Annotated in this window: 17 protein-coding genes; 6 read left to right on the top strand and 11 right to left on the bottom strand. The window is 70.0% G+C overall.

Features of this window, described 5'->3' with window-relative positions:
• Positions 1–62 precede the first annotated feature (62 nt).
• From HD557_RS02525 to HD557_RS02500, 6 genes are all read right to left on the bottom strand, one after another.
• Positions 63–887 carry a BKACE family enzyme gene (locus HD557_RS02525; RefSeq protein WP_196872712.1) on the bottom strand — a complete coding sequence of 275 codons (825 nt, stop codon included), beginning with the start codon at positions 885–887 and terminating at the stop codon, positions 63–65.
• A gap of 117 nt (positions 888–1,004) precedes the next feature.
• The gene (locus HD557_RS02520) at positions 1,005–1,304 is read right to left on the bottom strand and encodes a DUF1416 domain-containing protein (protein WP_196872711.1); all 300 of its coding nucleotides are present in this window, start codon (positions 1,302–1,304) and stop codon (positions 1,005–1,007) included.
• Between the two features lie 2 nt (positions 1,305–1,306).
• Positions 1,307–2,155: a sulfurtransferase gene (locus HD557_RS02515; protein ID WP_008360671.1), complete on the bottom strand. Its 849-nt coding sequence runs from the start codon at positions 2,153–2,155 to the stop codon at positions 1,307–1,309.
• 37 nt (positions 2,156–2,192) lie between these two features.
• Entirely contained in the window at positions 2,193–2,654 is a 462-nt protein-coding gene (locus HD557_RS02510) for a DUF4395 domain-containing protein (RefSeq protein ID WP_008360670.1), read from the bottom strand.
• A 242-nt stretch (positions 2,655–2,896) separates the two neighbouring features.
• A complete protein-coding gene (locus tag HD557_RS02505) occupies positions 2,897–3,358 on the bottom strand; it encodes a thioredoxin family protein (RefSeq protein ID WP_196872710.1) in 462 nt (153 codons plus the stop codon).
• 29 nt (positions 3,359–3,387) lie between these two features.
• Positions 3,388–3,678, bottom strand: coding sequence for a MerR family transcriptional regulator (locus tag HD557_RS02500; RefSeq protein WP_040755911.1), 291 nt, complete (start codon positions 3,676–3,678; stop codon positions 3,388–3,390).
• A 94-nt stretch (positions 3,679–3,772) separates the two neighbouring features.
• On the opposite strand from HD557_RS02500, the gene HD557_RS02495 reads away from it, so the two are divergent.
• Complete coding sequence (locus HD557_RS02495) at positions 3,773–4,210, top strand: Hsp20/alpha crystallin family protein (RefSeq protein ID WP_008360666.1); 438 nt, start codon at positions 3,773–3,775, stop codon at positions 4,208–4,210.
• Positions 4,211–4,277: 67 nt separating this feature from the next.
• Here HD557_RS02495 and HD557_RS02490 read toward each other — a convergent pair whose 3' ends face one another.
• Positions 4,278–4,544, bottom strand: a complete 267-nt coding sequence (locus HD557_RS02490) for a MoaD/ThiS family protein (RefSeq protein WP_008360663.1) — start codon at positions 4,542–4,544, stop codon at positions 4,278–4,280.
• Between the two features lie 125 nt (positions 4,545–4,669).
• On the opposite strand from HD557_RS02490, the gene HD557_RS02485 reads away from it, so the two are divergent.
• From HD557_RS02485 to HD557_RS02475, 3 genes are read left to right on the top strand one after another with little or no spacing between them, the layout of a single operon-like run.
• A complete protein-coding gene (locus HD557_RS02485) occupies positions 4,670–5,416 on the top strand; it encodes a response regulator transcription factor (RefSeq protein ID WP_008360662.1) in 747 nt (248 codons plus the stop codon).
• A 9-nt stretch (positions 5,417–5,425) separates the two neighbouring features.
• Positions 5,426–6,244 (top strand): mycothiol synthase, encoded by an 819-nt coding sequence (gene mshD, locus HD557_RS02480; RefSeq protein WP_196872709.1) that lies wholly within the window; start codon positions 5,426–5,428, stop codon positions 6,242–6,244.
• Positions 6,245–6,255: 11 nt separating this feature from the next.
• Positions 6,256–7,224, top strand: coding sequence for an ADP-ribosylglycohydrolase family protein (locus tag HD557_RS02475; RefSeq protein WP_196872708.1), 969 nt, complete (start codon positions 6,256–6,258; stop codon positions 7,222–7,224).
• Here HD557_RS02475 and HD557_RS02470 read toward each other — a convergent pair.
• The 4 genes from HD557_RS02470 to HD557_RS02455 all read right to left on the bottom strand — a co-directional run bounded on the left by HD557_RS02470 (position 7,149) and on the right by HD557_RS02455 (position 9,713).
• Positions 7,149–7,514, bottom strand: a complete 366-nt coding sequence (locus HD557_RS02470; protein WP_040755910.1) for a hypothetical protein — start codon at positions 7,512–7,514, stop codon at positions 7,149–7,151. The genes HD557_RS02475 and HD557_RS02470 overlap by 76 nt on opposite strands.
• Before the next feature lie 289 nt (positions 7,515–7,803).
• Entirely contained in the window at positions 7,804–8,763 is a 960-nt protein-coding gene (gene ygfZ / locus HD557_RS02465) for a CAF17-like 4Fe-4S cluster assembly/insertion protein YgfZ (protein ID WP_196872707.1), read from the bottom strand.
• Positions 8,764–8,772: 9 nt separating this feature from the next.
• Positions 8,773–9,204: a Fur family transcriptional regulator gene (locus tag HD557_RS02460; protein WP_008360653.1), complete on the bottom strand. Its 432-nt coding sequence runs from the start codon at positions 9,202–9,204 to the stop codon at positions 8,773–8,775.
• A 5-nt stretch (positions 9,205–9,209) separates the two neighbouring features.
• Positions 9,210–9,713 (bottom strand): FABP family protein, encoded by a 504-nt coding sequence (locus tag HD557_RS02455; RefSeq protein ID WP_008360651.1) that lies wholly within the window; start codon positions 9,711–9,713, stop codon positions 9,210–9,212.
• A 60-nt stretch (positions 9,714–9,773) separates the two neighbouring features.
• Here HD557_RS02455 and HD557_RS02450 point away from each other — a divergent pair, with 60 nt between their 5' ends.
• Positions 9,774–10,133: a DsrE family protein gene (locus HD557_RS02450; protein WP_008360650.1), complete on the top strand. Its 360-nt coding sequence runs from the start codon at positions 9,774–9,776 to the stop codon at positions 10,131–10,133.
• A 105-nt stretch (positions 10,134–10,238) separates the two neighbouring features.
• Positions 10,239–12,869, top strand: a complete 2,631-nt coding sequence (locus tag HD557_RS02445) for a hypothetical protein (protein ID WP_196872706.1) — start codon at positions 10,239–10,241, stop codon at positions 12,867–12,869.
• Positions 12,870–12,876: the final 7 nt, after the last annotated feature.

Here is a 12,876-nt window from a genome sequence, read left to right as displayed (position 1 = left end):
GCGGGACAGATGCGCCGACTCGGCGACTTGAAACGGGACAGACGCGCCGGCTCGGCGGGTGGTCAGCGCTTGAGGCCGAGAAGGGACCAGGCCTCGTCGGTGCTCATCGGCTCACGCTGAGCGACGGCGGCGGCCTCGACGGCCCGCTCGACGAGCTGGCGGTTGGCGTCGACGGGGACACCCTTCGCGAGGGTGAGGACGTCCTCCATCCCGACCCGCAGGTGGCCGCCCATGGCCAGCGAGGTGAGCATGACCGGGAGGGTCGAGCGGCCGATGCCGGTCGCCGACCACGAGGTGACCTCGGCCGGCAGCGCGGCGACGGCCGCGACCAGCGCCGCGGACGTGCCGGGCATACCGCCGGGCACACCCATGACGAAGTCGACGTGGACCTTGCCGCCGGCCGGCAGCCCGTACTTCCCCAGCAGCCGCTGCAGCGCGGCGACGTGTCCGAGGTCGAAGAGCTCGAACTCCGGCACCACGCCGCGCTCCTGGGTGAGCTGGTAGAGCTCGGTGATGAACGGCCACGGGTTGGAGAAGACGTCGTCGCCGAAGTTGGTGGTGCCCATCGTCAGCGAGCAAGAGTCCGGCCCGGCGTCGAGCACCTTCAGGCGCTTGTCGAGCGGGTCGTGGACCGAGCCGCCGGTCGAGAGCTGCACGATCAGCTCGGTCTTCTCGTGGAGCGCGTCGACCGTATCGGTGAGCCGTCCGAGATCGAGCGTCGGCGCGTGGTCGTCGTCGCGGATGTGGACGTGGATCATCCGCGCCCCCGCCTCCTCACACTCGACGGCCGTCACCACCAGCTCCTCCAGCGTCGTCGGCAGCTGCGGGCAGTCTTCCTTCGCGGTCTCCGCCCCGGTCGGCGCCACGGTCACAAGCAGTCCAGTCACCCGGACAATCTAGCGCCATTCATGCGATCCGCCGCAATATCTCCATCGAATGATGGCAAAACGACGCGGGAGCCCCGGTGTCAGCCAGTGAAACCGGGGCTCCCACGCCAGGGATCGTCAGTCGATCGGAATCGTCACCTCGGCGACGTTGCCGACCGCGGCGTGGACCTTCTTGTCCACGGGCTCCGCCTTCGGCGCGAGCGTACGCAGGGTCCACTCGCCGTCGCCGGCGAAGAACCGAAAGTGGCCGGTGGCCGAGGTCGGCACCTCGGCGGTGAACTCGCCGGTGCGGTCGAGCAGCCGGACGTACGCTCCGTGGACCGGCTCGCCGTCACGGGTCACCTGACCCTGGATGACTGCTTCCTTGGCGACGTCGACGCCGGCGAGCGAGAGCCCGCCCTCAGTTGCTCCGCACATGCTCAGGCCTCCCCGGGCTCGTCGCCGGTGACGACCGGGACGCCGACGAGGGAGCCGTACTCGGTCCACGAGCCGTCGTAGTTCTTCACGTTCTCCTGGCCGAGGAGCTCCTTGAGCACGAACCAGGTGTGCGAGGAGCGCTCGCCGATGCGGCAGTAGGCGATGGTGTCCTTGCTCCAGTCGACGCCGGCCTCGGTGTAGATCTCCTTGAGCTCCTCGTCGGAGCGGAAGGTGCCGTCGTCGTTGGCCGCCTTGGACCACGGGACGTTGGCCGCGGTCGGGATGTGACCGGCGCGCTGGGCCTGCTCCTGCGGGAGGTGGGCCGGGGCGAGGAGGCGGCCGGCGAACTCGTCGGGCGACCGCACGTCGACCAGGTTCTGGGTGCCGATGGCCTCGACGACCTCGTCACGGAAGGCGCGGATCGAGTGGTCCTGCTCCTGCGCGGTGTAGGTGGTCGCCTCGCGGGTGACGGCCTCGTCGGTCAGCTCGCGGGAGTCGAGCTCCCACTTCTTGCGACCGCCGTCGAGCAGCTTGACGTCCTGGTGGCCGTAGAGCTTGAAGTACCAGAACGCGTACGCGGCGAACCAGTTGTTGTTGCCGCCGTAGAGCACAACGGTGTCGTCGTTGGAGACGCCGCGCTCGGAGAGCAGAGCGGAGAACTGGTCCTTGTTGACGAAGTCGCGACGGACCTGGTCCTGCAGGTCGGTGGTCCAGTCGAGCTTGATGGCACCCTTGATGTGGCCCTTGTCGTAGGCGGTGGTGTCTTCGTCGACCTCGATCAGCACCACCTTCGGGTCATCGAGGTGCTCCTCCACCCACTGGGCGGAGACGAGGGAGTTCTCGCGGGTCATCTAGGTACCTTTCGTTGGTGTTTCTTGCGTTCAGGGCTCAGGCCGACGGGGAAGGACCCAGTCGCCTGATCAGCAGGTAGAGCTCGCAGCCGAGGCAGAACCGGAAGACGGCATTGAGCACGGCCGCCACCAGCGCGAGGCCGAGGGCGATCTGCGCCACGAGGGTGGCGCCGAGGAGGTAGCCCACGAGCGCGACCACGAGGAAGGCGAGGCCGACCCCCTGGGCGAACCGGGGCGGGGCCGGGTCCTCGAGCTCGTCCGGCGCACCGAGGCGGGGACGTACGAACTTCTTGAAGAGCCAGGCATGAGGGGTCCGCTGAACGCCGAGACCTGCCCCGATCGCGAAGAGCACGGTCTGGATGGCCGTGACCACCAGAGCCCACGGCTGCGGAAGCAGCAGAGCCAGGAGGATCACGACAACGGTCAGCGCCGCGGTGAACTGCGGGCCGCGAGGGTCGATTCCGGTCTGTGCCGCCGTCTTGCTCGAAGTCTCAGACATGGGTGTGCTCCTGCGAGAGTGAAGGGGAGGTCGTCAGGACGAGCCTGACAGGCGAGAGCGATCCCCGGGGTCGACTGCGTCGACAAATCTCAGGGAATCAGCGGCAGGAACGACACAGCGCCGAGCGCACGCGGCAGTGATCCACTGCGCGGCGCTTGGTCAGCATGGTCGAGAACATGCGATGACAGTAGCGCGATGCTCGACGGGCACGAAACGAATGTCTCGGTATACGGACCAGCGTGTCAGGATTCGAGATCGTAGGCCGGGATCGCGCTCAGCACCTGCTCCTTGCGAGGCGCGCCGGTCGCCCGGGCGACCTCGTTGCCGGCGCCGTCCAGCACCAGCGTCGTGGGAGTCCGCATGATGTCGAGGCGGCGGACCAGGTCGAGGTGGTGCTCGGCGTCGATCTCGATGTGGACGACGCCCGGAACGATCTCGGCGACCTCGCCCAGGATCCTCCGGGTCGCCCGGCAGGGTGCGCAGAAGGCGCTGGAGAACTGCACGAGGGTCGCCCGGCCACCGAGCTCGGCCTCACCCAGCGCGTCGGTGACCGCATCCCAGGCGTGCGGCTCGGGCGCATGATCCTCGTGGGCCACGTGGAGCTCCTTCGTGCCTCGGAAGCGGCCGTCGGTGAGCAGCCGGAACACGCCGAAGGCGAGCGCGACGGCTATCGCGATGACGGCGATCCAGGATCCGGTGCTCATGTGTCTATTGAACCGGTAACCCGCGCCGCTCATTCCCCCGAGGCGCGCCGAAGCCTCTCGTTGGCGACTTCCAGGCGGCGTACGTCCTCCTCCAGAGCGAGCACGCGGGCGATCCCGGCGAGGTTGAGACCGTCGGCGAGAAGGTCACGGATGCGGATGAGGCGCTCGACGTCGGCGACGGAGTAGAGCCGGGTGCCGCCCGCGGTGCGCGCGGGGTCGACCAGCCCCCGGCGCTCGTAGACGCGGAGGTTCTGGATCTGCATGTCGGCCATCTCGGCGGCCACCGAGATGGCGTAGACGGCCCTGGTTCGCTCCTTCACAGGATCGATTCTGACATGTGGACTTGAAATTCCCTAGCGGTTGGAATATATAAAAGGTGTATCCGCTGATATAGATCCCGTGAGGAGGGGAATCATGCTGATCCGAAGCACCGATCCGTTCCGCGAGTTCGATCGCATCACCCAGCAGCTCCTGGGTGGCGGCGGCACCACCAACCGCCCGGCCGTGATGCCGATGGACGCCTGGCGCGAGGGCGACCGGTTCGTCATCGAGTTCGACCTTCCCGGCGTCAGCCCGGACACCATCGACCTCGACGTCGAGCGCAACGTACTGACCGTGAAGGCCGAGCGGGTCGCCAAGAACGGCGACTGGCAGATGCTGGCCAACGAGCGCGTGCGCGGCACCTTCAGCCGTCAGCTCGTGCTCGGCGACAACCTCGACCTCGACCACATCGAGGCTGCGTACGACGCCGGCGTGCTGCGCCTGGTCGTCCCGGTCGCCGAGAAGGCCAAGCCCCGCAAGATCCAGATCGCCACGAGCGGCAAGCCGGAGCCCGCCGCGATCGAGCGCTGAGGACCTGCCCGCCCCGGCAGGCCCTTACGCAGGTGAGTCGCCGGGCGCGGGCTCCCCAGCCTGTGACCTAGCCGCCCGCGAACGGAGGGAGGAATTCGACCGTCGACCCCGGTGGGACCTCGATCCCACCGGGGTCGGCCGTTCCTGCGGGACGGTCACCGATGAGAGCCGAGCAGACCTTCAGCACCTCGGGCAGGCGGGTGCCGGCGTGCAGCTCCGCGGCACGGCGTACGACCTCGGCCAGGGTCAACGGACCGTCGACCTCGATCTGGTCGGAGGCGGTTCCGGCCGCCGACTTGGCTGCCGCCCAGTAGCGGACCTCTATAACGTTCATCACTTTCTCGTGGACAACCTTCCTATGTCACCGCGAGGTTTCGTTAATATGGTCCAACGATCACCTCACCGAGGCTCAATGTTGCGTTTCGGTGCTCCTCTTTCTCTGACCGAGAGGCACCCCCAATGAGCTCGCTCCTTTTGCTGACCAGTTCGCTCCAGCCTTCGGCAGACGTCCTTCCGGGGCTCTCGCTCCTCGGCCACCAGGTGAAGATCCTTCCTGCTGAAGGTAGCGCGCTCCTCGAGGCGCCGGACTCCGACCTGCTGCTGGTGGACGGCCGACAGGACCTCGCCCAGGCCCGCGACCTGTGTCGTCTAATCCGCACGACCGGCACCGACATCCCCGTTCTGCTGATCGCCACCGAGGGTGGCCTCGCGGTCGTCTCGCACGACTGGGGCATGGACGACGTCGTGCTGCACACCTGTGGCCCGGCTGAGCTCGAGGCCCGGATCAAGCTCGCGATCGGCCGCAACTCGGCTGCCCGTGAGGCCTCCGACCCCGAGGCCCACGTCATCCGGTCCGGCGAGGTCGTGGTCGACGACGCCACCTACACCGCCAAGATCGGCGGCCGCCCGCTCGACCTGACCTTCAAGGAGTTCGAGCTCCTGAAGTTCCTCGCCCAGCACCCCGGCCGCGTCTTCTCCCGCCAGCAGCTGCTGCAGGAGGTGTGGGGCTACGACTACTTCGGTGGCACCCGCACCGTCGACGTCCACGTACGTCGCCTCCGCGCCAAGCTCGGCCCCGAGAACGAGACCCTCATCGGCACCGTCCGCAACGTCGGCTACCGCTTCGTGCTGCCTTCGAAGAACAACGAGGCCGCCGCCGACGGCGCCCGGCTGGCCCCGTCTCCTCGCCTGGGGGCCGACGCCTAGGCTGCTCCTATGGCACTCAGCGTCGAGCAGGTCCTGGACATCGCGAAGGCGACCGAGGCGTACGACGGGGTGGCACCGCTCGACGAGGCGACCCTGCTCACGCTGCGCAACCGTCCGGAGGACGCCACGATCTGGGGGGACGTACGTGGCTTCGGGCTGTTGATCGGCACCGAGCTGTCGCTGGTGGTGCTGACCCAGCATCGCGGCGTGGGGCTGGGGCGTCAGCTGCTGCTCCGCGCGCCTTCGGTTCCAGCCGGGACGACGGCGTGGTCGCACGGTGACAACCCGGCCGCAGCTGCGCTGGCCGCGAAGCAGGGCTGGGAGCGTACGCGTGAGCTGTGGGTGATGCGGCGCCCCGCTGCCGGGCTGCCGGCCGCTCCCGAGCCCGCCGAGGGGATCGTCGTACGCAGCTTCGAGCCCGGTGACGAGGCCGAGCTGCTCCGGGTCAACGCCGCCGCCTTCGCGCACCATCCCGAGCAGGGCTCGCTCGACGAGGCCGGGCTGCGGGAGCGGATGTCGGAGCCGTGGTTCGACGCATCGGGGCTGGTCACCGCGTGGGAGGGCGAGAAGCTCCTCGCGTTCCACTGGACCAAGCGCCACAGCGAGACCGAGGGCGAGGTCTATGTCGTCGGCGTCGACCCCGCCGCCCAGGGTCGCGGCCTCGGCAAGCTGGTCACCCTCCTCGGGCTGCGTCACCTGGCAGATGCCGGGGTGGATGCGATCCATCTCTACGTCGAGGGCGACAACACCCCGGCCGTACGTCTCTACGAAGGGCTCGGCTTCACCCGGGCCGCGGCGGACACGCACGTCCAGTACACGCGCAGCTAGTGTCTGGTCGCGTGGAGCTGAACGAGTCTCAGAGTGACCGGGCCGCCGGGGCCATCGTCGGGACCGCGGTGGCGGATGCGCTCGGGGCTCACTACGAGTTCGACCGGCCCCCGCTCGGGGCGGACGAGAAGGCGCAGATGCTCGGCGGCGGGCTCGGCCCGTTCGCGCCCGGGGAGTGGACCGACGACACCACGATGGCCTGGTGCATCCTCGACGCTGCCGCCGGCGGGCTCGACCTGCGCAGCGAGGACGGTCTGACCGCGGTCGCCCGTAACTTCCGGACCTGGGCCGAGTCGGACCCGAAGGACATCGGCAACCAGACCGCACGCGTGCTCACCACAGCCGGCCCCGCGCCGACCGCGGCTGACCTGCGGCAGGTCTCGGAGAAGTTGCACGAGATGACCGGTCACACCGGCGGCAACGGCTCCCTGATGCGTACGGCTCCGGTCCCCCTTCCCTATCTCGGTGACCGCCCCGCCGTCGCCGAGGCGGCCGCGGCAGTGAGCGCGCTGACGCACTGGGACGAGCACGCCCAGTCCGGCTGCGTCCTCTGGTCCCTGGCGATCGAGCACGCGGTGACGCACGGCGAGTTCGACGTACGCTCCGGCCTGTCCCTCCTCTCCCCCGCCGAGGCGTCCTTCTGGACCGAGAAGCTCGACGAGGCGGAGACTGCGCCGCCTGCGACCTTCAACCCCAACGGCTGGGTCGTCACCGCGCTGCAAGCTGCCTGGTCCTCGATCGCCCAGACCCCGTCCACCGGACCCGAGCACTATGTCGAGGCCCTCAACACCGCCATCCGGATCGGCAACGACACCGACACCATCGCCGCCATCGCCGGTGGCCTCCTCGGCGCCCGCTGGGGCGCCTCCGCCATCCCGGCCGAGTGGCGCAAGCTCAGCCACGGCTACCCCGGCATCCCCGGCGACTTCCTCGCCACCCTCGCCCTCGACGCCGTGGCCGCCGGGCGCGCTGGCTCCTGAGCGCTCAGCCCGGCCGCGCCGAGGACCAGTAACAACGCCATCACGCTGAGAGCTCCGGTGATCAGCAGCGCCGTACCCAGCCCGGGCAGGTAGTCCAGCAGCTGCTCGGAACGAGCGACCCAGACTGTGAACAAGCCCGTGCCGACGGCGGAGATGATGCCCATGACGGTCCCGATGCCTTTGAGGAACATCAGCGGTATCCCGACAAGCACGAGACACCCGAGAAACATGGACGGAAGATAGACCTCCACGGTCATCGCGAACCCGTGACCAGCCTCGAGATCCAGCATCGGGGTCGCTCGATGGTGTCAGGAAATACAGGCCGCGTACGAGAACGATCCATGCGATCACGAGCGGTATCCCAGCCATCACTCGGAGGCCCCATCCGGGGTCTCCCGAGCGACTCGGCACCGCGCCGGGATTCATGGCGGCGCCGAGTTCAGTCTCAGACATGGCGGGAGCATCCCAGATCGGCCTACGCCCTATCTGGGCTTCCCCGAACCCTTCACAAGTGCCGGCGGAGCGACTGAGTCGGGCGAACGAACGTTCATTCGCCGCCGACAGGCTCCACCCGGCCGATCACCGGAGCGGGCGGATGTGGAGGCCGATCTCGGGGTCGACGAGGACCTCCTGAGCGACGGGCATCCCGTCCACGACGAGCTGCGCATCCACAGGTACGTTGCGCTTGACCAGCCCCAACGCGATCGGGCCGAGCTCGTGGTGGCGAGCGGACGAGCCGACGAAGCCGACCGTCTTCTCACCGAAGACCAGCTCGGAGCCGGCGGCGGGCAGCCGGTTCTCCGAGCCGTCGAGGTGGAGAAGCACCAGGCGCCGCGGCGGACGGCCCAGCGTGTGCACGCGAGCGACGGTCTCCTGGCCGCGGTAGCAGCCCTTGTCGAGGTGGACCGCGTACTCCGGGCCGACGGTCTCCTCCGAACCCGGCACCCAGCCGACCTCGTTGGGGATCGTGCGCGCATCGGTGTCCACGCCGAACCGCGGCTCACCACGCTCGATCCGGAGAGCTTCGAACGCCCAGAACCCGCAGGCGGGGCCTGCGGCAGCGGCGTACTTCTCCAAGGACTCGCGCGGGACGAACGAGTAGCCCTGCGAGGGACGCCAGACGGAGGCCTGCGACGGCTCCGCCGTCACGGTCACATCGGACCAGAACTTCATCCGCTCCAGGTAGTCGACCAGCGCCGAACCGGCGCCCGGCTCGGTCCACGCCAGGAAGGCGGTGCCGTCGTCGACGCCGGAGAAGAAGTGCTCGACATGTCCCTGCGGCGACAGGATCAGGGCCGAGGTCCAGGCGCCTGGGGCCAGACCCTCGAACGCCTGCGAGGTCAGCGAGTGCAGCCAGGTCAGCCGGTCGGGCCCCGCGATCCGCACGACGTCACGGTGGGACAGGTCGACGAAGCCCTCGCCGGAGGCCAACGTCCGCTGCTCCAGGTTGAACGATCCGTAGTGCGCGGCGACAGGTGCGTCGGCACCGTCGCCGGCGACGGCGCCGGGCAGGGACAGAAGCGGGCTGGCAGTCATCATGCTGTGCTCCTACGTGGGCTCTGAAGAACAGTCGACGCACGCCCCGAAGACGGTCAGATGAGCGACATCTGCCTCGAAGGCGTACTCCTCGCGCAGCCGCTCGCAGATTCCGTCGGCCACAGAGGGGTCAACGCTCGTGACCTTCTGACACTTCCTGCACACGGCATGAAAATGCGGGCGCCCGGAGACGGAGTGGTAGGTCGAGGCGCGCTCGCCCAGGTGGGCGTGGCGCACCAGACCCAGCTCCTCGAGCACCTCGAGGTTGCGGTAGACGGTGGAGAGGTTGATCGCGGAGGAGGACTCGCGCACGACCGCGAGCACCTCCTCGGGGGTGGCGTGCCGCAGTCGCTCGACGGCTCCGAGGACCAGCTCGCGCTGGGGCGTGAGTCGATAGCCCTTCGCCCGAAGGGCCTCGCGCCAGTCCTCAGCCGCCTCGGTCATCGCGACTACTTAGGAACCCGCTTGAGCCGCGCCCACAGGTGCGGCTGCAGCGCCTGACCCATCGCGGCCATGTCGTACGCATAGAGCAGGTCGCCCTCGACGTTGCCGTAGAGCCGCTTGCCGGCGGTGTACTCCTTGGCCGTCTCCGTGCGGGCGACCGCGTCGGTGACGATGTCGAGCTTGCCGCCCTCGGCCTTGCCGTACCAGATCTCGACGATGCCGCTGCTGTGCGTCATCACCCACTCGACCTCGCCCTCGGGGCGGAAGCGCAGGAAGCCGGTCTCGAGCGCGGCGTCGCGCACCTTCTCGCCGGTCTCGGGGTCGATGATCCACGAGCGCGAGAAGTAGTGGAAGAACGGCCGGCCGTCGTGGGTGAAGATCAGCTCCTGACCGAACTCGAACTTGTCGATCGTCGGATAGTCACCGTGCCCGTTGCCCTGCCAGGTGCCGAGCATCCATGCGCAGGGACCCGCGTCGGGGTGAAGGTTCTCCGGAAGTTCGAAAGCCACACCCCGAGTTTAGGCCGTACGTCGCCTACGACCCGAAACGCAAGCGCTAATGTGCTCGGCATGCAAGAACTCGTGGTGAAGGTGACCGTGGGCGCCGAGGCGCCCGAGCGTACGAACCAGGCCTTCACGGTCGCCTCGGCGGCCGCGACCGCCGGTGCGAAGGTGTCGCTGTGGCTCACCGGTGAGGCGACGTGGTTCGCGGTGCCCGGGCGCGCCGAGGAATTCACGCTGGAGAACGCGGCGCCGCTGCAGGAGCTCATCGCACTGGTCATCGAGGCCGGCGAGGTCACCGTGTGCAGCCAGTGCGCCTCCCGTCGAGACCTCACCGAGGACGACCTGATCAAGGGCGTCACCATCAAGGGTGCGGTCGTGTTCGCCGAGGAGATCCTCCGCGACGGCGTGCAGGCTCTCGTCTACTGATTTCGACACCGTCCGGAATTACACCCATGTAGTTCCAGGTAGCACGCGTGTTAATCCTCTCGGAGACTCCACACGCTGCCTACTTCGCCGTTAGCATTCACCCTCGTGAGCACGCAGACCCCCAGTGGCAAGTGGTGGAGCCGGGATTCGGCCGCCCAGCCGGGTGACGACGAGGACCTGACGGCGCGCGCTGCGGAGCTGGCCCGCGCGGCCGCCGCGGCCGAGTCACTTCGCATCGCAGCCGAGCAGGCGGCAGCCGAGCAGGCGGCCGAGCGGCTGGTGGCCGAGGAGTCCGCCGCCCAGCACGCGACCGCCCGCGCGAAGGCCGACGAGACCGCCAAGCTCCACGCCGAGCTGGCCGCCGACGCCCACCAGGCGCGTGAGGTCGCGGAGAAGGCTGCCGAGGAGTACGCCCGCGCCCGGGTCGAGGCCGAGAAGCTCGCCGACACCCGTGCCAAGGAGCGCGCCGAGGCCGAGGAGGCCGCGGTCGCGAGGGGCAAGGAGCTGGAGGCCGCCGAGCGTCGCCTCCTCGAGGCCGCCCGCACCGCCGAGGAGCAGACCCGCGCACGCAGCGAGGCCGAGGAGGCCGCCCGCGCCAAGGCCGAGGAGGCCGCCGCCGCGGCCGCCGCCGCGGCCGAGGCCCACACGAAGGCCGCCGAGCACGCCGAGCTGGCCAAGGCCGCCTACGCCGCGCGCAGCGTCGCCGAGGCGGCCGCCGAGGACCGCCTCGAGGAGATGGACGAGCTTCGCGACGCGCTGGCGGCAGCCGAGAAGGCTGCCCGCAAGGCCGCCGACGAGGCCCGCGCCGCCTACGAGGCCCGCAGCGAGGCAGAGGCAGCGGCCGAGGCCGCCTACACCGCCCGCACCGCGGCCGACGCCCGCTCCGAGGAGCTCGCGCGGATGCGCGAGGAGGCCGACGCAGCCGCGGCCGGCCGGGCCGACGAGGCGCTGGCTGCGTTCACCGCGCGCCAGGCCGCCGAGCAGGCCGCGAACGACCGTGCGACCGAGGCCGAGAAGGCGGCAGCCGCTCGCATCACGGCCGAGGAGTCCGCGGTCGCGATGGCGACCCAGGCGGAGAGGGCCGAGCAGGCCCGCAAGGAGGCCGAGGCCGCCGCCGAGGCCGCCTACGCCGCCGCCGAGGAGGCGGCGACCGCCCGCGCCAAGGCCGAGGAAGCGGCGAGGGAGGCCTTCGAGGAGCGCAAGGCCGCCGACGCCAACGCCGAGGACCACGCGATGACCCGGGCCGCGGCCGAGGCCGCCGCTGCCGACCAGTACGCCGTGGCTGCCGAGGCGCTCGCCGCCCGCACCGAGGCGGAGGAGGCGGCGCTGCGCGCCTTCAAGGCCGCCGACGCCGCCAACGACGCCCGCCTCGAGGCCGAGAAGAGCGCGAAGCAGTACGCCGAGTTCGCTGCTGCCGCCGCGCACGAGGCCAACGAGAACGAGGAGCGCTACCGGCAGCTCACCGAGCTCGCCTCGCAGGCCGAGCAGGCGGCCGAGGCCGCCAACATCGCCCGGATGGCGGCCGACCAGCGCGCCTCCGAGCACGCCGATCTCGCCGTCCAGGCGCTGGAGGGCCGGCGTGCCGCCGAGCGCGCTGCCACCGAGGCCAACGAGGGTCGTCGCGCGGCGGAGACCGCGCTGCGTACCGCCCACGAGTCGATGACCGAGGTCATCACCGGACAGGCCCGTGAGCGCGAAGAGGCCGAGCGCCGGATGACGGAGATGATGAACCGTCTCGCCGAGGTCCAGGAGCAGGCCGCCGAGGCCGTACGCCTGCGTGCCGAGGCCGAGGAGGTCGCCGGCCAGAAGGCGATCGACCGTCAGGCCGTCGAGGCTTCGATCCTGCACAACACCCAGCTGGTCGAGCAGGCCATCGTGGACCGGCAGATCGCCGAGCGCCGCAGCGCCCAGCTCGCCAAGCAGCTCGCCGACCTGCGCGAGGCCGTCATGCTCGCGGTCAAGGGCGGCAGCACCAACAAGCGGGCGATGCAGGCCCTCGAGCTCACCCTCGCCGCGACCCCGAACCCGCCCGAGGCCAGCCAGCCCATCCCGGACGCTCCCGCCGAGCCGCTCGTGGTCGAGCCTCTCGAGCCGGTCCCGTCCGACACGACCACCGCTCCCGCGCCGGTCGGCTCATCGGCCACGCCCACGGCCGGGCCCCCGACCGCGCCCGTGAACCTGCCCGAGCGCCCGACCGGCAAGAAGCAGGGCAACAAGAAGGCGGCGCCGTCCAACGACGCGGCCGCGGGTCAGGCCGACCTGCCCGACACCCCGAGCGACTCGCTCCCCCAGCGCTCGAGCGGTTGGCTGGCAGCGGTGAAGCTCGCCGAGTCCGGCAGGTTCCCCGGCGCCAAGATCCCCGGCGCCGACACCGTGCCCGAGCCCACCAAGGCCGCCGACGACGCGTCCGACGCCGACCTGGAGGGCGAGCCGTCCGGCACCAAGAAGCTCACCGTCCGCACCTTCAAGCCCGAGGACGGCTCGCTCATGACCGAGAGCACCGTTACGGTCACCGAGGAGGGCGTGCTCGACGTACGCAAGGACGAGCAGACCCACACCTACGACCTCTACGACACCCACACCGACATCACCATCAAGGGTGAGCCGGCCACCGACGAGTGGGTCGTCGAGTTCAACACCGACGAGGCCGGTGCGGTCCAGGTCGACAAGTCGATGGTCGACCCCGAGGCGTTCCAGCGCGAGGTTCTCCGCTGGCGCCCCGACATGGCCGGCTGAGCGCCGT

The sequence above is a fragment of the Nocardioides luteus genome (assembly GCF_015752315.1).
GTDB lineage: Bacteria > Actinomycetota > Actinomycetes > Propionibacteriales > Nocardioidaceae > Nocardioides.
This window is presented reverse-complemented; position numbering and strand designations above follow the sequence as displayed.